Source organism: Pseudemcibacter aquimaris (assembly GCF_028869115.1).
Taxonomy (GTDB): domain Bacteria; phylum Pseudomonadota; class Alphaproteobacteria; order Sphingomonadales; family Emcibacteraceae; genus Pseudemcibacter; species Pseudemcibacter aquimaris.
Genome location: NZ_CP079800.1, coordinates 2,098,891 through 2,117,652 on the forward strand (window position 1 = coordinate 2,098,891; position 18,762 = coordinate 2,117,652).

The 18,762-nt window shown below is 41.9% G+C and carries 15 protein-coding genes; 7 read left to right on the forward strand and 8 right to left on the reverse strand.

The window, feature by feature from the left end:
* Positions 1-3 precede the first annotated feature (3 nt).
* A complete protein-coding gene (locus KW060_RS09925) occupies positions 4-999 on the forward strand; it encodes a hypothetical protein (RefSeq protein ID WP_249034668.1) in 996 nt (331 codons plus the stop codon).
* 17 nt (positions 1,000-1,016) lie between these two features.
* Here the strand turns inward: KW060_RS09925 and KW060_RS09930 are convergent, their stop codons facing one another.
* The 4 genes from KW060_RS09930 to KW060_RS09945 form a co-directional block, all read right to left on the reverse strand.
* Positions 1,017-2,837: a hypothetical protein gene (locus tag KW060_RS09930; RefSeq protein WP_249034669.1), complete on the reverse strand. Its 1,821-nt coding sequence runs from the start codon at positions 2,835-2,837 to the stop codon at positions 1,017-1,019.
* Between the two features lie 111 nt (positions 2,838-2,948).
* The gene (locus KW060_RS09935; RefSeq protein WP_249034670.1) at positions 2,949-4,217 is read right to left on the reverse strand and encodes an amidohydrolase family protein; all 1,269 of its coding nucleotides are present in this window, start codon (positions 4,215-4,217) and stop codon (positions 2,949-2,951) included.
* A 62-nt stretch (positions 4,218-4,279) separates the two neighbouring features.
* On the reverse strand, positions 4,280-5,404 hold the full coding sequence (locus KW060_RS09940; RefSeq protein ID WP_249034671.1) for a pyridoxal phosphate-dependent aminotransferase: 1,125 nt from the start codon (positions 5,402-5,404) through the stop codon (positions 4,280-4,282).
* Positions 5,405-5,415: 11 nt separating this feature from the next.
* Positions 5,416-5,901, reverse strand: coding sequence for a cupin domain-containing protein (locus KW060_RS09945; RefSeq protein WP_249034672.1), 486 nt, complete (start codon positions 5,899-5,901; stop codon positions 5,416-5,418).
* Positions 5,902-6,017: 116 nt separating this feature from the next.
* Here KW060_RS09945 and KW060_RS09950 point away from each other — a divergent pair, with 116 nt between their 5' ends.
* Positions 6,018-7,760, forward strand: a complete 1,743-nt coding sequence (locus KW060_RS09950) for an ATP-binding protein (RefSeq protein WP_249034673.1) — start codon at positions 6,018-6,020, stop codon at positions 7,758-7,760.
* On the opposite strand, the gene KW060_RS09955 is transcribed toward KW060_RS09950, so the two are convergent.
* Positions 7,753-9,399 (reverse strand): amidohydrolase, encoded by a 1,647-nt coding sequence (locus KW060_RS09955; RefSeq protein ID WP_249034674.1) that lies wholly within the window; start codon positions 9,397-9,399, stop codon positions 7,753-7,755. The genes KW060_RS09950 and KW060_RS09955 overlap by 8 nt on opposite strands.
* A 47-nt stretch (positions 9,400-9,446) precedes the next feature.
* The gene (locus KW060_RS09960; protein ID WP_249034675.1) at positions 9,447-10,247 is read right to left on the reverse strand and encodes an acyl-CoA thioester hydrolase/BAAT C-terminal domain-containing protein; all 801 of its coding nucleotides are present in this window, start codon (positions 10,245-10,247) and stop codon (positions 9,447-9,449) included.
* A gap of 175 nt (positions 10,248-10,422) precedes the next feature.
* Here KW060_RS09960 and KW060_RS09965 point away from each other — a divergent pair, with 175 nt between their 5' ends.
* On the forward strand, positions 10,423-12,852 hold the full coding sequence (locus KW060_RS09965) for a transporter substrate-binding domain-containing protein (RefSeq protein ID WP_249034676.1): 2,430 nt from the start codon (positions 10,423-10,425) through the stop codon (positions 12,850-12,852).
* Here KW060_RS09965 and KW060_RS09970 read toward each other — a convergent pair.
* Complete coding sequence (locus KW060_RS09970) at positions 12,849-13,427, reverse strand: peroxiredoxin family protein (protein ID WP_249034677.1); 579 nt, start codon at positions 13,425-13,427, stop codon at positions 12,849-12,851. The genes KW060_RS09965 and KW060_RS09970 overlap by 4 nt on opposite strands.
* Positions 13,428-13,506: 79 nt before the next feature.
* Positions 13,507-15,132, reverse strand: coding sequence for a thiamine pyrophosphate-dependent enzyme (locus KW060_RS09975; protein ID WP_249034678.1), 1,626 nt, complete (start codon positions 15,130-15,132; stop codon positions 13,507-13,509).
* Between the two features lie 97 nt (positions 15,133-15,229).
* On the opposite strand from KW060_RS09975, the gene KW060_RS09980 reads away from it, so the two are divergent.
* The 4 genes from KW060_RS09980 (at position 15,230) to KW060_RS09995 (ending at position 18,761) form a co-directional block, all read left to right on the forward strand.
* Positions 15,230-16,045 (forward strand): IclR family transcriptional regulator, encoded by an 816-nt coding sequence (locus tag KW060_RS09980; protein ID WP_249034679.1) that lies wholly within the window; start codon positions 15,230-15,232, stop codon positions 16,043-16,045.
* A gap of 63 nt (positions 16,046-16,108) precedes the next feature.
* Positions 16,109-17,548 carry a 4-hydroxyphenylacetate 3-monooxygenase, oxygenase component gene (gene hpaB / locus KW060_RS09985; protein ID WP_249034680.1) on the forward strand — a complete coding sequence of 480 codons (1,440 nt, stop codon included), beginning with the start codon at positions 16,109-16,111 and terminating at the stop codon, positions 17,546-17,548.
* Entirely contained in the window at positions 17,548-17,931 is a 384-nt protein-coding gene (locus KW060_RS09990) for a hypothetical protein (protein WP_249034681.1), read from the forward strand. Before hpaB ends, KW060_RS09990 begins: the two co-directional genes overlap by 1 nt.
* Positions 17,931-18,761 carry a class III extradiol dioxygenase family protein gene (locus KW060_RS09995; protein ID WP_249034682.1) on the forward strand — a complete coding sequence of 277 codons (831 nt, stop codon included), beginning with the start codon at positions 17,931-17,933 and terminating at the stop codon, positions 18,759-18,761. The genes KW060_RS09990 and KW060_RS09995 overlap by 1 nt, the downstream gene beginning before the upstream one ends.
* The last annotated feature ends 1 nt before the right edge of the window (position 18,762 follow it).

The window sequence follows — 18,762 nt, forward strand, 5'->3', positions numbered from 1 at the left end:
AAAATGGATAAGAATATCAAACTGTGGCCAGTCATTTTACTTTGTGCGGCGGCCTATCCTGGTTTTATAAGTGCATATGCATGGTCGATCGCACAGTATAATGACAATGGGGCAATGACAGGGGCATTAATTGCGCTGATTATCATGCTTACAATGATGTTCTTACCCATTCAATGTTTACGAACACTGGTAAGCATTAATAAAACCCCGCCGCAAAATGCGTATCAATTAAGAATTGCGTTTAATTTACTGGTTGCGACACCACCCTTTTATATATTTGTGGGAACAGTAACGGGATGGATTGGCATCAGTTCATTGCAATCCCCCATATGGATTGGGTTTGTATTGTTATTGGGCGCATGGGCGTTTTTTGGAAGCGAGCCACAAGAAAAAGCCCAAAAATCATCCCTGAATTTCGTTCTCATTAAAAAAATTCACCGTATCAGTGCCATATTGCTCGTGGTCGGGTTTATCGGAGCCCATTTAAGCAATCACCTGTTCGCGCTTATTTCCAATGAAAAACATGAAGAAATCAGATTACTGCTTCGCACTTTTTACGCGTCTGATGTGATTGAACCCATCATGCTTTTCCTATTCTTTCTTATGGTTTCAACCGGCATTCCAATGGCAAACAGATATATGAAAGCAAAACCGGACACGTTTCGCGTTCTTCAAATCGGTACGGGCTTTTATTTGGTTTTATTCCTGTGTGCGCACATCAATGCCACCATTAGCGCACGATTTAGGGATACCCCGACAGACTGGATTTTCGCAACCGGTGAAGCCGGATTGATCAATGGATATTTCATCCTGATCCCATATTATTTCTTGTCTGTTTTACTCATGTGGCTGCACGTGTCACTGGGCATCAGGGCAGCCTTAATCAACAAACGCATAGATAAGGATCGCGCAAACCGCATCTATTACCGCCTGATCACCATCGGTGGCTTATTTTCCGCAGCAACCCTCGCCGCTATTTTAGGGGTTCAAATTGGGTAACCGGCACTTTATTTACCCTATTCCTCACCGGGTTCAATAATTGTTGGTTGTACAAGAATTACTGTTTCCGGTCTTTTACGGCGTGTATCTTCATGTTTGAACAAGTTTGCCAATACCGGAAGAGTACCAACCGTTTCCTTGCTTGGGTCCGAAACATGAGTCACCAGTTGCAATTGACAATCATCCGGGAAATCAGACATTGGAATATCATACACGGCCCCAAGGTGTTTTACCCCCTTGGTCGCAGTATCAAATCCAAGCATCGCCCAGATGCTGTTTAATTTGGCATTTTCCCCTTCGAATAAAGTCCAAGTGCCAAGGTGATCTCTACCTGTGGTAATTTCTTGGCCCTCGTCATGGAAAACATGTTCACCGTCGACATAGTGATCCTCTGTCCAGGAAACGGTCAGTTTCCAATCACGGTACATTTCAAAAATCAGATAGCGTGTCGGAAGGAATATATTTCCATCCTTGTCTTCTAACCACTGGGCATGGAAAGTGCCGTCATCTGGACTATCGGCGATGTCGGTACTGACAATCAATTGATCATCATGCCAGCCCGCACGGATATCCAAATTGGTATCACCCGCTGAAATACGTGAAAAATCACCTCTTGTGCGGTCTTTATCTGTTTTTGGCCCCTTTGGACCACCGCCGCCGAAACCACCAAACCCGATCAAGTTACCAATGGCTTTGGTTGCCGCCCCCTTGGCCGCGCCCGTTACCCTGTCACGCATTTCTTTTGCCGCTTGGGCAGAACTGCCGACCTCGTCATTGGGGCCGATGATGATGCTTTCATAATCCTGTTCCGGGAATGTGCAGGCGTTTTTCTGTGGCGGACATTTCTTTGCAATACAATCATCACGGTCTTTTACCGCCTTATCAAAATCAGTCTTAATTTTGTCCCGCTCTTTCAGTGCTTTTTCAAGATCCTTTTCAGCATTTCGTAATTCTTTAGAGATTTTTTCAATTTTATCTCTTTCTCTTTTTAAATCCTCTTTATCTTGCTCTGCCTCATATACCGTTTGATCTCTTTTTGTGCCTTGCTCTCTTGCGGCTTTTTCCATTGCCAACCTATTTAGAAGTATATCCCCAAAAAAATCACGGCTTAATATTAATTGTGCTTTTAAAAATGCAACGCGTGTCCTTAAAGCATTCACGACATTAACGTTATCAAGTGCTTTCTGATAAAATTCATTCAGTTTTTCCGCTTGTTTTCTACAGTCTTTGCAAACCTCAAAATATGGGCCTTTCCAATCAATGAATAAATCCGGCGTCTTAATAATTTCACCGCCGGGAATTGATATTTCTGTCTTTGGCTGCTCGCCACCTTTCGGTTTACATTTTGAAAGTTCACATGCATCAAGTGCACGTTTTAAACTTTGCGCAGTCAATTTCAATTGATCATAATTTTGCTGTAATACGGGCAGGCTCTCATTAAATAATTCTGCCATTTCCATAGCCGTTTGTAATGCTTGTGCTGCTTGTTCATCTGTCTGGTTTTCCGGAATGGGGCGTCTATGTTTATTGTAAATATCTCGAAGATCCTCAAGAGCTTTCATCATGCTATAAGCATTAAATAAATCTTGCATGGTTTCATTATATTGCTTTGCAAGATCGCGACATGACCGGCAACTGGTTTCATAAGGTATCCATTTCACTGGGTAAGGGTCTATCCCACTTACTTCGCCCCTAGATTCCGTGTTTGGATCATTTGTTGAAATTAAATCATCATAACGGTTACGCTCATATTTATAGTCTTCCTGCGATAACGCCGGGTTAATTACCGTGATGAATAAAGCAAATGAAATGCATATGAATTTAAAGAGCTGCTCCATAAATTGACCCTCTCATTTTTATGGTGAGTTTCTTATTTTTCCCTATCAAACTATAGAACAACATCAATTTTAAAGTGTAACGATTCTTTGATTACAGAGCAAGGAGCAGCTTTAATCCGGCACCCTGTTACCCGCGATCCAGACACTTTCTATGGATTTTGTATTTCTGATATCTTCAGCCGGGTTATCAGAAAGCACAACCAAATCACCCCATTTTCCGGGCGTTAAGGTGCCCACATCATGTGCACCAATACAGGCTGCCGCAACACCAGTTGAGGCACGAATAATTTCCATCGGCGACATGCCCGCATCCGCCATCATGTGCATTTCCATATGTTCGAAATACCCTTGGAACCGTGCGGCAACACCCGTGTCTGTCCCCATTGCAATTTTGACATCAGCCATGTTTAACAGGTCGATATTTTCCATCGCAATATTAAGCCCCGCTTTATATCCGGCGGCCGTTGGGCTGTTTTTCACGCGCTCTCGCCTTTCCGCCGTCATTAATTCACGAAGAACAGCCGGATCAACTTCTTTTAAAAAGAACGGGTCATTAAAAAACTCTGGTTTCTCGGCATAGGCAAACGCAGATACCTCACGCGTTAAGGTCGGCACATAACAAATATCTTTTGATTTGATAAGCCCCACAAATTCATCATCAACATGCTTGTCGCGAATGCTATGGGCTATTAAATCTGCACCAGCCCGCAAAATATATTTGGCATCATCCAGATAGAATAAATGAACGGCAAGCGGTAAACGTCTATTGTGGGCTTGATCCAGTAGCGCATCAAACAATTCATATGGCATTTTCTGTGACCGCCCCAGATTATCATCAAGGCGCATTTTTATGTAATTCGCACCCATATCTGCGTTTTTGTTTACTTCTGCACGGATGGCATCTTCATTAGTTCCGCTAACCACACTGCCCGCCACCATAATACGCGCACGGTTTAGACCTGCGTTATTTTGGATATCGCGGATGGCAAAGCCCTCTTCACCATCACCACCCAGGCTGTTGACGGTCGTAACACCGTATCTCGCGTATAAGGAAAGCTGACGCAACAGATTATCCGCAGTGTAATGCCCACCCTGAAGCCCGATTACATCACCCACATGGCCATGGGCGTTGATGATACCCGGCATAATAGTTTTACCCGATACATCAATCACTGTCGTACCGTCAGGCAACGTCACATCATCCATGTACCCCATAGCACGAATGCGACCATCGGTGATTACCAGCACACCATTTTCAAGGGGCGTTGCGTCCGTCCCGTCAATAATCCTTGCGCCGACAAATGCAATGGTTCCATCATTTGCAACAGCCGTATTTGTAAATACAATAAATACTGAAATTAAAGCCAAGATTTTTTTCATGAACGCCTCCTCCCAAAGATGTTGATGTCATCAGGATACAATAAATGAAATAATTTGAAACTTTAAATTAACTCTTTAAACGCCTTGAAGAACGCTTCATTTTCCGATTTTAATCCATATGAAATTCGGATGTGGCTATTAAGGCCCCAATTACGCCCATAATTGATAAAGATTTTTTGTTTCTTTAACTCATCAACGATCGCGTCACTGCGGTCACCCATTTCAAGAAGGATAAAGGGCGGCACACCGGCAACAGTCGTGATGCCAAGTTTTGCGGCCTCACTTTCAAAATAATTGCGGCAACTTTCAACATGGGCACGGGATTTTCTTGTGTGTTCAATATCCTGTAACGCGCCCTGCACAGCACCAAATGTCACCATGCTGATGGAACCGGGGCCGCAGCCGAATTTTGTGATTTTGCTTAAAATATCAGGATGGCCAATACCATATCCCACACGAAAACCGGCCATGGCTTGTGCCTTTGAAAATGTGCGGGTGATCAGAACGTTTTTATATCCTTCCTTAATCAGATCCAGCCCGTTTTTCCATCCATCCGGCAGGTAATCGGCGTATGCCTCATCAATCACGAAAAGAACACCTTCGGGTAGGTTGTCCGCAACTTTTTTAAGCTCATCATAGGGTGCCACCGCCCCCGTTGGATTATTCGGCGTGACCACCATAAAAATTTTGGTATCTGCATCAACCGCATCCATCATACGGTCAATATCAAAACTGTATCCTTTTTCAGGGATAAGCGGGACATGCTTCACTTCGCGCCCCATGTTTTTGGCCACTTGATATCCACCATCCCAGGTATGGGTTCCGGTCACAACATTCCCGCCATCTTGTAAATGTGAAATGGGCGCAAGTCGCTGAAGCTCCGTTGACCCTGTCCCCATCAAGATCCAGTCTTTATCGATATCATGATATTCCGCGAGCAAGGGTTTTAAGAAACCGCCAATTGCATAACGGTACCCTTCTTTAATGCCTGCTTCTGCGCCAGCAATAGCAAGTGATGATGGGCCAAGGGCATTTTCATTAAAATTAAGGCGAATTGCACCATCCGGCATCATCATCGAAAGATCAAACTGTCCACTTGGTGCAGCAACACTGTTTTCAATACCAATGCCCATGCAAGTAGCTGCAGCTGCTGTTCCCCCCAGAAAACTTCTTCTTGATACTTCCATTTTTGCCTCCCTTAATTCAATGGCTCTTCATCCAGTTTAAATAGTAAATACATATATGGTTCATCAGGATCGATGATCGTGTTATGGGGCGTGTTTGGCGGCACATGAACAAGATCGCCCGGACCAATCACACGGCGTTCCCCGCCCTTAATACCTGTCCCGTGTATTTGTTTACGGGGCAATTCTTTCGGATTTTCAAGCTCCCCACCGATCACAAAAGTCGTGTGGCCACGTACACCAATATAATAATCACTTTCTGTTACATGCACCTCTGCCGCGCCAGTTTTCCCGCGAAGCACAAGATAAAGCGAATGCCCCTCATGATTACCGATTGTTTCATAAACCAAATGTTTATCACCAAGTCTTTCTTCCAAACGATCTGCTGCTTCCTCAAGTGAACCGGCACTGCGTAGGATAAATCCAGCAATGCCCGTGTCATCTTGCGCAATCGCAGATAACGGCAAAAAAAGTAAGATAAAAGCAATGATATTTCGCATGATTATTCCCCTGTTCTTATAATAAATCAGGCTAACACCACATTATTTTACGTGCAAACTAAAAAATATTGCTTTGAAATTAAGTAAAAACGACTAACATCAGTAAATTTTAAAAAATGATTTATAAAAACAATCAAATGAACAAAAATATAGACAATATATCAATCACATACGGGGCGACAGTAAGGGTAAATTACAAAGCCGTAATTATAGATAATTTAGAAATCCTAACAAAAAAAAGGCCGTTTACTAAAGTCGATCATGATAAATTATGCATTTTATTACCTGCTATTATTACCGATAAAATGAGTTTTGATCAAACATCTGATTTACACCAATTGGCTAAGTCACTTGTTTGGGCGCTTTATAATTTTCAAAGTTCAAACGATTTTCGCATTGATGTTATTAACAATAATGATGGAACAAAATCATTATGCGTGGAATACATAACTGCTGAACCAATCATTAGTATTATTAAGCTCGTCGAATTAATCATGGGTTTTCTGAATTCAAACGAAAACCAAGTAACAAATAATCTGGTGCAAAATGTACATGCAGCTCTAAATCAAATAAGCATTTTATTACCAATCCCACTTTGTCAGACAATGATTAATGCAGCAATAAGCCTCAAAACACCTTTTTATCCTATAGATGTATCTGCCTCGCTCGTCGTATACGGTCAGGGCAAGCAATCCATTTTTTACGATCTGACAAAAAATGAATTTGATAGTCAAATTGGATGCGAACTTCAGTCAGATAAAACAAAATCAAATAATTTATTGAAAATAATGGGATATCCTGTCACTGAACAATATCTGGCAACCAATTCCAGTATGTGCCATGCAATAATTAATAAAATTGGTTTTCCTGTCGTTTTCAAACCGCCACAAGGTAAGCTTGGAAATGGCATCACTTCCAATATCAACTCTATGCAAGAAATTGATCAGGCATTTCAATATGCCGCAAGATACTCTGATGGGGCAGTGTTAATTGAAAAATTTGTAAGTGGTATTGATTACCGCATCACCGTATCTGACGGGGTTATCAATGGCATTACCGAAAATTTGCCTGCCTATATAATCGGGGACGGGATTAATCCGATACAGGAATTAATTTCAATAGAAAATAATACAAGAAAAAAAGCTAATTCCGATGAACGTACAATTAAGCCAATTTCAATAGATCAACGATTGGTTTCCCACCTTAAAAGGTCAAATCTTTCTCTTACGAGTGTGCCTGATAACGGACAACAAGTATTTTTAAGAGCAAATTCAAACATTGCGACGGGTGGCATAAGAAATGTCTTAAATCAAAGCGAAGTTCATCCGGATAACCTTGAAATGGCCATTGATATCGCACGAATTTTCCGTCTTAATTCCATTGGTATAGATTTTATGACGCCGGATATTTCCAAATCTTGGAAAGAAATGGGAACAATTATTGAAATTAATACAACGCCTCTTTTAACAGAAGAGATGGCAAAAAATATGTTAAAAAATCAATTTAGTTCAAGAAATGGCGGCAGAATTCCTACGGCGCTGATCCTTTCAGAAAATTCAGATTTTTCAAATATATATCAACAAAATACCAATATCTATACTGGCATTATTAACAATCAAGTTACAAAATTTAATGGTAATCAACCGGTACCAAGCAAAAATACAATTTACCACCGGTGTCTATCACTTTTACCCAATCCTAAACTTGAAGGACTGATTATCACGATGACACCGGATGATTTAAAATCCGAAGGTTTGCCGCTAGACCGGTTTGACAAATGTATTATTGACAAAAGCTGCGATTACGAACCATTCGTTACATTATTAAAAAATAACTGCGAAAATTTCGAAATTAGTTAGCGCTATACACTTCTTTACCGGCCACAAATGTCTTAACCACTTTGATTTTCCAGATGTCTTCTGCTGGAATTTCAAAATAATTGCGGTCTAAAATGATAAAATCAGCCCAGTAACCCGGCGAAAGCTGTCCAATTTCATTTTCCTGATGTCCAAGAAACGCCGCTTTCGCTGTAAACAGATCAAAGGCTTGTTCACGGTTTAATGTTTGATTTGGCATCCATCCATCAAGCGGATTACCGTCACGGTCCTGACTGGTGATCACCGCGTGTAAACCATAAAAAGGATTTACTGGTTCAACAGGAAAATCAGATCCACCACCAAGATGCGCACCGGATTCCCATAGTGTGCGCCATGCGTAACCACCTTCTTCTACTCGTTCCATACCGATACGTGTTTCAACCATCCCCATGTCGCTGGTTGCATGTGTCGGATGAATTGAGGCCGCGACCCCAAGTTCTTTAAACCGCAGGATATCATCCGCGTCAATAATTTGCGCATGTTCAACCCGGTGACGCATTTTACGGCGTAATGGTTCATCCTGTAATCGTTCATACATATCAAGAACTTCACGGTTTGCACGGTCGCCGATTGCATGTGTATTTACCTGAAACCCATGCGCCATCGCACGTACCATATGATGTTCCATTTCTTCTGGTTTAAAGAGCATATCACCACGGTAACCATGGCTGTCTGTATAATCCTCAAGCATCGCGGCACCGCGGGAACCCATTGCCCCGTCGGACAGAATTTTTACTGCGCGGATTTCCATCATGGCTTTATTATCTGTGATAATTCCGGCTTCCAAATATTGGTCATTGGATGCATCAAGGATATCAAGCATGGCATAAACACGTGCCGGCATGATTTCTTTTTCGCGTAAGGCTAGCATTGCCCGTACCTCATCAGATTTAATGCCCGCGTCATGCGCTGATGTTGTTCCAAGACTAACCATATCATTCAGCGCGATCATAATTTCTTCTTGTAAGGTCTCATGATCATTTTCCGGCATCACTTCATAAACCAAATTCATCGCCGTATCGACTAGCACGCCCGTTGGTTCACCATTTTCGTCTTTCAGAATTTGACCGCCTTGTGGTTCTGGCGTATTGCGGTCGATACCAACAAGTTCAAGAGTTTTACTATTCACCCAGACCGCATGACCATCAATACGGTTAAGCACGATGGCAATATCCGTGGTTAACGCATCAAGTGTTTCTTTTGTTGGGAATTCTTTGGTTGGCCAATGTTCCTGGTTCCATCCACGTCCCCATAGCCAACCGTTTGAATTTGGTCTGCCGACAAATTCACGTACACGGTCTTGCGCTTCTTTTTCATCCGCAGCCCCGATTAAATCAACACTACTTAATGCTCGTCCATGCCATGAAATATGCCCATGTGTATCGATTAATCCCGGAAGAACTGTGCGCCCCTCCCCATCCATACGTTCATCTGCATTGATATCCGGATTAGCTTCTTTGAATGTCCTTAAAACCTTACCTTCATCATATTCAATTGCGGAAAACTGCTTTAATTTTCCGTCTTCCATAGTAAAGCCATTAATATTGTATAAAAGTGTGCTGGCCTCGGCTGATGTAAATGCCATAATCCCCGCGGCAATAATGCTTGCTGATAATTTCATGTTCGTCCCTTATGATGTTTTTTAAGCCATCATACTGAATAACAAGTTTAAGGCAAACGTTTAAGAAACTCTTCTACCTCAAGCATATATTCTTCTTTAAATTCTTCTAGTAGATGCCCACCATTTGGATAAGAAATATGGCTACATTGTTCACCGATTTTCTCGCAAATTTCCCATGCCATTGCCGTTGATGGCCATGCTTTATCCTTGCCGCCGGAAAGAAGTAACGTTGGAATATCAATATCTTGAACCGGAATAAGCGCTTTTTTTACTTTATCCTTTTGTGTAAGCGAGGCCGCATGACGATTATCAAGCCCAAGTTCATTTTGCTTTTCCCGTGAAATATATGGAACAAAGGGAATTGCTTTTCCGTCAAAGCTCCAGCTGGAAGGGCTCTGCATTATTTTTGAAAAATCTTTTGGAAAACCTTGCCAAACAACCTTACTCGGTGCCATCGCAATGATACCTTTATATTCATCGGGATAGTGACTAGCCAGTACAAGTGATGCTTCCGCCCCTTTTGAAAGACCATAAAGAATCACACCTGAACTTCTTTCATCAAGCCATTTCCTTGCCGTTTCAAAATATTCAATCGGGATCATTTCCAATGTTTCTGGAAGACCTTCCTCACCATAATATGAAATAGCAAGAACATTATATCCCATCGCATTAAGGCGCGTTGCCGTTTCATGATCTTTGCCCATACCGGAACCGGCAACAATTAAGATACCAATTTTATCTTTATTCCCTGCACTATAAAAATCGCCATTAAATGGAACGTTCTTCACCGTTTCCTGTGCATTTGCGACATTAAAAATTACCCCAATAGCAATCAAAATTCTAAGCATATTATCTTCCATAAGTTTTTGCGTAATATTAATTCGGATCAAATATTTTTGTTGAAGTTTGCGATAAAGCTTTCAAAATTTGAGGTGAATGAATTATCGTTTCTTTATAGTTTCTTAATGACTCTATGAAATAAAAAGTAAATAACATTTAGTATGTTAAACATTAGGAGTTGATTTGACAGGGCCAGTTAAAGCTATAAACTTAAATTATATTGGTAATTGGGGACGCATATTTTCAGCAATAATTTTCACATTATTGCTATCAATATCCGCAAATGCGCAAGTTTCAGAAACACTGGAAACCTTAACACCCGAAGAACGGGAATGGATTGCGGCAAACCCAGTCCTAAAAACAACCAATAATATGGACCTGATCCCGCTTGATTTCGTTGAAAATGGCAGGCCCATGGGTTTCGCCATCGATTATTTAAATCTGGTCGCAAGTAAAATTGGCGTCGAATTAGAGTTTATAAATGGAAAATCCTGGATTGAGCTTGTTGATATGGCTCGAAATCGTGAAATAGATATAATTCATAGCTTAGTCCAAAACCCAAGACGCGACGAATTTTTGCATTTTACCACACCATATTTAAATCATTCTGTTGTAACATATGGCCGTGTGGGTGAACCCCGATTAAATAGTATTGAAGATATTGCAGATAAAAGAATTGGTGTCATCAAGGGTTGGGCAATAACGGATTATTATCAAAATAATCACCCTGAATTTACACTTATTGAATTCACAGGAATTCTTGATGCTTTACGTGCAATTTCCAATAATGAAATTGACGTTATGACAGGTTCGATGATTGCCGTTGATTACTATATTTCACAGTACTTCTTGAGAGATATAGTAATCATTGGCGATGATTTTGCATTTAACACAAGCAACCTAATTAAACACCGATTAGCCAGTACAATAGACAAACCAATTTTACGGGATATCCTTCAAAAAGGAATGGATGCTATCACAGATGAAGAGTACGAAGTTATCATCAAAAAATGGAACCTTGATCATGAAACCGAAGCCTCCATTGAATTGGGCCTAACGATTGAGGAGCGCACATGGTTAGCTGCTAATGAAACGATAAAAGCGGCATCGACACCGGATACTGCGCCATTAGATTTTGTTAACGATAATGGCGAAATTTCCGGTATTTCAGGTAGTTACCTAAGACGTATCAGCGATCTTATTGGTGTAAAAATTGAGTGGGTAGGGAATAATACTTGGGCAGAAGGATATCAGAAATTATTAGATGGTGAGGCAGATATTATCTCGCTAATCATTCCTTATGAAGAGAGAAGAGAGGACGTCGAATTTACAGAAAATTATGCAAATACATCTTATGTAATTTTCGCTAGAGACGATGGTGCGCCACTTATTACCCTTGATGCAATGGAGGGTAAAAAACTTGTTCAAGTACGTGATTATGAAGTTACCAATAATATTAAAAGGGATTACCCAGATATTGAAATGGTTATAGTCGATACACCTGATGAAGCCGTAAAAACACTATCTGTTGGTGGTGCTGATGCCTATGTCGGAATTATCCCGGTTATGTCTTACCACATGGCCGAATATTCTCTTACCAATATTAGAGTAGCTGGTAGCACAGAATATAGAACCCCTTATGCTATTGGTATAAGTAAGGATAAGCCGATCCTTGCCAGTATTATGAAAAAAGCTATGCGCCATTTTTCAGAAACGGAAAAGGCAGAAATTAACCGTGAATGGCTTTCGCTTACAATTAATCAGGAACAGGATTATACCCTATTATTTACTGTCACTTTAGGGGCAGCATGTATCATCATAATCGTATTATTCTGGGTTAATAAGTTAAAGCTTGAAATTAACCGCCGTAAAGCCGTCGAAAAAGAATTAAACCGCGCGTTAGATGTTCGTGCGACATTCTTTGGTCACATGAGTCATGAATTAAGAACCCCGCTCAACGCCATTATCGGTTTTGCTGAAATGCTTCCACTTCATGAGAAAAAGGATGATTATAATGAAAGGGTGCAGGAATATGCCGATTATATAACATCTGGTGGCAAGCATTTATTATCGCTCGTGAATGACTTACTTGATCAGAATAAAATTGAAACCGGTGCTATTAAGGTATCAATTGAAACTCTTAAAATTGATGATTTGCTTAAAACATATATCGCTGAACTTAACCCTATTACCAAAGAAAACAGTCAAACAATCGAGCTCATCACAAGTGAACCGATCGGAACCATCCAATCTGACAGAAGACTGTTCAAACAAATCATCGTCAATATTCTTTCCAATGCACAGAAATATTCACCAAATGGGGAAACGATTACTATTCAGGTAACACCTGCAAATGACAATAATACTAAAATATCCATCAAGGATAACGGCGATGGAATTTCAGAAGATATCTTGGAAGAATTGTCAGCATATAAAGATAAACAAAAAGCACATTTCATCGCAAACGCGCAAGGAACAGGACTTGGATTAATTATTGTTCATCAATTAATGCTAAGATTAGACGGCACATTGGATATTAATACGGAAAAAGGTAAGGGTACCGAAATAGCCCTTACCTTCCCAAACAATCATAAAAACGCTGGCGTTCTTTAATCCATTGCATCAATGGCTTCTAGAATAGCATCAATTTCCGGACGTTCTTTATAACTGCTGCCGTTCACGATCGTATCGCTTTCCACGTATAATTTATTCTTGATCACACCATCTGGGCTAATTAAGAATACGATAGGGTGTGGATATCCGTAATATTTTGATTCCGGTGATGTGCTGTCATTTAAAATGCCAAATTCTTTAATGACAACGGATCCAACATCTGCAAGAAGCGGAACGCTAAAGCCTTCTTTATCAAAGAAATCCTTTTGAATTTGCGGGTCATCATAACTGATTAAAACTGGTGTAATACCACGGTCAAGAAAATCCTGCGCCCGCTCATTAACCTCTTTTGCCTGTGTTTTACAATATGGGCACCAATCAACAGAACGCACGAAAAACAGCGCAATCCCGTTTTCACTTTTTAGGCTATCTAGGTTTTCGACTTGGCCACTGGTTGCCATCAATGATAAATCATGCGGGATTTTTGCGCCTGCATCCGGCCCTAATCCTTGTGCATTAGCATTCTGTGCGAAAAGCACCATAATAACGATTGGAAGCAATTTTAATATTTTCATTATTTTACCCTTATATTTATTTGAATGAAGGATAACTTTAATGATGCAGGTTCACCAATCACTTTTTTGTGTTTTTCTTTTAACCGCGGACACGTGGTCTAAAATATAAATGCCATGGTGCAGGAATGTCTTCGAGCTTCATTTGAACCTCAATCAGATTTGGGCCGTCATGATCAAATGCTTCTTTTAATGCTGCGCGTAATCCTTCCGATGTATCCGTTCGGCACGATTTAACACCAAAACTTTCACCAAGTTTCACAAAATCCGGGTTAACGAGATCGGATGCAATGACCCTGCCCTCGTGTGAGGTTTGTTGGATACGCTGAACATTGCCATATGCATTATCATTAAACACGATACAAACCATTGGGATATTAAACTGAACCGCGGTGGCCAGTTCCTGAACGTTAAACAAAAAGCCGCCATCACCGGCAACTGTCACCACTTTTTTATCTGGATGTGCCACTTGTACCCCAAGGCCCGTTGCATAACTATGGCCCAATGTCCCCTGATAACTTGGGTATAGGTATGTGCGCGGGTTATAAACAGGGAAAGCATCACGGGATGCATAGCCCATCTGCGTTAGATCAGTTACAAAATGCCCATCTTCCGGTAATTCATCACGGATCACGTTTAGATATTCCACCTGTGGTGCCATTATGTTGATTTCTTTTTCAACATCATCCTTGATTTGCTTTAACGTTTCAGCAGGCCACTTTGCATCGCAATCGCCAAGAGCATCGGCAAGTGCTTTTGCCCCCTTGCCAGCATCACATTCAATACCCACATCGGGAATTCCAAAAATCTGCATTTCAATAGCATCAATATCAAGACGGATAACCTTCATATTTTCATCAACACCCCATCCATCAAGTTGCGGTGTCATACGCGTTCCAATACCAACGACCACATCTGCTTCTTTCCAGAAATAATGCCCTGCAACCGGTGCATATGCATATTCGTCGCGTGCATCAACGACACCAAGTGCATTGACCGATGGCACAACAGGTGCTTTTAAAACTTTAGCAAGTTCACGAACTTCTTCCGATGCATCAAGCGTTCCACCACCAATGAATAATACAGGACGCTTCGCATTACGCAGCATCTCGGCTGCCTTTTTAATTGTTTTATCCTTTGGCGCGCGTGGCGCACGTTTTTTAATGGTGATTGCTTCTGTAACTTCCGCCTGCATCGGCATAATGTCCATAGCCATTTCAATCTCAACGGGGCGAATACGGCCACTCGAAAGTTCATTGAATGCACGCGCCATTATGGATGGCGTTTCTTCCGGGCTATCTATTCGTCTTGCGAATTTGGTAATTTTTTCCGCAATTTCAATCTGGTCACGAATTTCATGAAGCTGTCCTGTGCCCATATTGATTTTATCGCTTGGGATTTGTCCGGAAATACACATCATTGGCGTATTACACGCATACCCCGTTGAAATAGCCGCCGTCGCATTGAGAAGACCCGGCCCCGGCACGACGAAAAATGCACCGACACGCCCTGTTGATTGCGCAAAACCATATGCCATATACGCCGCACCCTGTTCATGGCGCGTGTGAATAATGCTAATTTCATCAGAACGGTCATACATTGCACTAAAGCTGTAATCCAGTTGTGCGCCCGGCACACCAAACACCTGAGTAACCCCATTTGCAATCAAGCTATCAACAATGGCCTGCCCGCCGGTCATTTTCGCCATAAGTAACCCCTATTCGTTCCGTTATTTAAGACATGGTTTCAATATTTGAGATTTGCGTCATTATATGTATAATCGCAAACAATGGAAGGGTCATTATATGAATAACGAAAATAAAGTCACCGAAAATACATCCATGGTGCGGTCAATATCAGTCACTTTTCAACTGTTAGACACAATGGTACGAGCGGGCGAACCCATGCGGATCACCGAAATCGCCAGACAAATGGGCGAAAGCAAAGCAAAGGTTCACCGTCACTTAAGCACGTTAAGGTCACTTGGCGTTGTGGAACAGGAAAAAACATCGGAAAAATACCGTCTTGGCTGGAAACTATTTAAACTAGGTCAGGCGGCCTTTGAACAATTTGACCTTAAGGCCATCGCCGAACCACATATGGCGCGATTACGCGACTTAACCGGACAATCAGCCGTCCTTGCGGTTGCTTCTGGTGGTGAAGCCGTGGTTATATCCAGCATGGACAGTAGCGGTTCCACATCACTTAAGATATCAGCCGTTCCCGGAACTGTTCCACCACTCACGGCATCCGCACAAGGGCGAATTGTGCTGGCCTATTCATCCGATGATTATAAAAATGAAGTCTTATCGAAAAACATCAAATCATATAACGACAAATCAATCACTGATGTAGATGAGATTAAAGCACGACTGGATAACATCAAAAACCGATTATATGAAACCGCGATCGAAGAAGTCATGCTGGGCTTTAGCACAATTGCCGCCCCAATACTGGATGCGGATAATAATTTAATCGGTACTGTGGGTATTATCGGATCCGTTCAATTTATTGCCGACCCGCCAACCCCACAGCAGATTGCACATGTTCAAAGTTGCGCATCAACCATATCCGCAACATTCGCATCACGAGCGTACAAAGGGGTCGCCGATCCTTTTTAGTAGATTTTCGGAACAATGTATCATATAACGGAACAAATTTTCAATTATCCAACGGAGTAACACATGGCAATTCGAAGCGGCAAAGATTATCTGGAAGCCATATCAAAACCACGGGACATCAGAATTGACGGGGAAAAAGTAACCAATGTGGTAACCGATCCACGATTTTCCTGTGGCGCACAAACAATGGCAAAAATATTTGATCTTCAATGCCGTGAAGACATGCTTGATAAAATGACATATGTGGAAAATGGTGAACGTTACGGCCTGTCCCACAAAATGCCGCAATCAAAAGACGATCTTAAAGCCCGTATGGATATGTTTAAAATCTGGTCCGATTTTAGCTGCGGTACATTTGGCCGCAGCCCGGATTACATGAATGTGTACCTTATGGCAATGTATGCCGCCGCAGATGAATTTGGCGAATATGCGGATAACGTAAGAGGTTATTATAAATATATCCGTGATAACGATCTTTCCATGACCCATACATTGATCAACCCACAAGTGGACAGATCAAAACCGGTCGAACAACAAGATAAAGACCTTGCCGCCAAAATCGTTGAAACAAATGACGAAGGTATCGTGATTAAGGGCGCAAGGATGGTATCCACCCTTTCTGCATATGCCGATGAAATCCTTGTGGTGCCATCAGGCATCATTCAAAATAACCAAGAAGCAAAAGATTACGCATTCGCATTCGGCATTCAAACAGATGCGCCGGGCGTAATTCATATATCAAGACCGTCCGTTATCCATCAAAACGAAGGCCATAAAATGGATTATCCAATGTCGGGCCGATTTGATGAAACGGATGCAATGATCATCTTTGATAATGTGTTGGTGCCGTGGGAACGCGTATTCACACACGGTGATGTCACCATGTGCAATGAATTTTATAAACGCACAAACATTGGCGCACATATCCTTGATCAATCAACGGTCAGAAGCCTTGCCAAGGCGGAATTTTACCGTGATCTTGCCTTTACCATTGCGGACAGCACCAAAACAGATGGTTTCATCAACGTGCAAAACATGCTTGCGGAATTGATGACATCTGTGGAAATGGTGCGTTCCATCATTGTCGCCGCCCACGCGGAAGCGAAAGAAACACATGGCATATGGGCCCCTAACCCGGCACCATATGCAGCACTTAGATTACGTTATCCAGATATGTATCAACGTATGTGTGAGATTATCCGCATCCTTGGCGCAGGTGGCCTTGTTGCGGTACCAAGTTACGCCGAATTTGACAGTGACACTGCGAAATATGTTGAAAAATATTTCCAAAGCGCAAACGGCAGCAGCCGTGAACGCACCAAATTGTTCCGCCTTGCCGCCGATGCATCCATGTCAACATTCGCAGGCAGGCAGCAGCTATACGAACGTTATTATTCAGGCGATCCTGTGCGTGCGGCGGCAATTATGTATAATAACGCTGATAAGGAACCAAATAAGAAACGCATCTGGGAATTTCTCGACGAATATGAAAAGAGCCTGTAATGACAGACAAATTGATCGATATTGAAACGCCTGATGGTCCGGTAAAATTCACGTCTGAACTTTCGCAGCGCGCTTATAAGCTAAATGAAATTTGCTATAGCCTTAAAATAAAGGCAAACCGCGACCTTTTTCGTGCAGATTACAAAGCATATATCAAAGATTACAATCTTTCCGAATTTGAAGAGAAAATGATTGATGACCGCGACTGGTTAAAAATGGCCCATTACGGTGTGAGTGCCTATGTCATAGGAAAAATGGTCGATTGTTTTGATCAAAGCTTCATTGATATGGGCGCCGGTATGCGTGGCGAGACGCAGGAAGAATTCATGAAAAAACGCGCGCCACTGATAAAAAACGTCAATCCGGATGAAGGGGATAAATAATGGCAAACTTTGTTGGTGGCATTTGCACCTCTCATAACGGATCACTGATGCATGGGTGGGATAATCAATTACAGGATGACCCCATTTGGAAACCTGTTTTTGATTCTTATATACCGGTTCAAGAATGGATCATTGATAAAAAAGTTGATGTATTATTTTTCGTTTACAATGATCATGTCAGCAATTTTTTCTTTGATTGTTACCCAACGCTTGCGATTGGCATCGCAGAAGAATATGAACATGCCGACGAAGGAAACGGACCACGTGACCTTGCGGTTCCCTATGGTGACGCGAAATTCTCACGCTACATGGCCGATGAACTCATCAAAGATGAATTTGATTTGACCGTATGTCAGAAAATGAAATTAGACCACGGCTTAATGGGACCAATGCCATATATGGCGGCGCAACCGTGGCCCGTAAAATTTGTGCCATTTTGTGTTAATGTTATTCAACACCCAATTCCATCAGCAAAACGTTGTTGGAAACTTGGCCAAAGCATCAGAAAAGCCATTGAAGCCTATCCAGAAGACATCAACGTTGCCGTTGTTGGAACGGGGGGCCTTTCCCATGAATTACAAGGCAGCGGCTTTGGCCGTGTTGAGGTTGACTGGGATAATGAGTTTCTTGATAAATTTGAAAGCGAACCGGAAAGCATGCTCGACTGGCATGTTCAGGAATTTATGGATCGTGGTGGTTCTGAATCCGCGGAAACCGTGATGTGGTTTGCCATGCGCGGTGCCATGGATAAAAATGTAAAACGCATTCACCGTAATTATTACCGCGGGCTGCTGACCGGAATGGCCGTCCTGATATTGGAGAATGAATAGC

Bases quoted from the DNA above. Each gene is read 5' to 3' on its own strand.
- KW060_RS09980 (WP_249034679.1), top strand. From the start codon at position 15,230: ATGAATAACGAAAATAAAGTCACCGAAAATACATCCATGGTGCGGTCA.
- hpaB (WP_249034680.1), top strand. From the start codon at position 16,109: ATGGCAATTCGAAGCGGCAAAGATTATCTGGAAGCCATATCAAAACCA.
- KW060_RS09945 (WP_249034672.1), bottom strand. From the start codon at position 5,901: ATGCGAAATATCATTGCTTTTATCTTACTTTTTTTGCCGTTATCTGCG.
- KW060_RS09990 (WP_249034681.1), top strand. From the start codon at position 17,548: ATGACAGACAAATTGATCGATATTGAAACGCCTGATGGTCCGGTAAAA.
- KW060_RS09935 (WP_249034670.1), bottom strand. From the start codon at position 4,217: ATGAAAAAAATCTTGGCTTTAATTTCAGTATTTATTGTATTTACAAAT.
- KW060_RS09940 (WP_249034671.1), bottom strand. From the start codon at position 5,404: ATGGAAGTATCAAGAAGAAGTTTTCTGGGGGGAACAGCAGCTGCAGCT.
- KW060_RS09995 (WP_249034682.1), top strand. From the start codon at position 17,931: ATGGCAAACTTTGTTGGTGGCATTTGCACCTCTCATAACGGATCACTG.
- KW060_RS09950 (WP_249034673.1), top strand. From the start codon at position 6,018: ATGATTTATAAAAACAATCAAATGAACAAAAATATAGACAATATATCA.
- KW060_RS09975 (WP_249034678.1), bottom strand. From the start codon at position 15,132: ATGGCGAAAATGACCGGCGGGCAGGCCATTGTTGATAGCTTGATTGCA.
- KW060_RS09930 (WP_249034669.1), bottom strand. From the start codon at position 2,837: ATGGAGCAGCTCTTTAAATTCATATGCATTTCATTTGCTTTATTCATC.
- KW060_RS09970 (WP_249034677.1), bottom strand. From the start codon at position 13,427: ATGAAAATATTAAAATTGCTTCCAATCGTTATTATGGTGCTTTTCGCA.
- KW060_RS09955 (WP_249034674.1), bottom strand. From the start codon at position 9,399: ATGAAATTATCAGCAAGCATTATTGCCGCGGGGATTATGGCATTTACA.
- KW060_RS09925 (WP_249034668.1), top strand. From the start codon at position 4: ATGGATAAGAATATCAAACTGTGGCCAGTCATTTTACTTTGTGCGGCG.
- KW060_RS09960 (WP_249034675.1), bottom strand. From the start codon at position 10,247: ATGCTTAGAATTTTGATTGCTATTGGGGTAATTTTTAATGTCGCAAAT.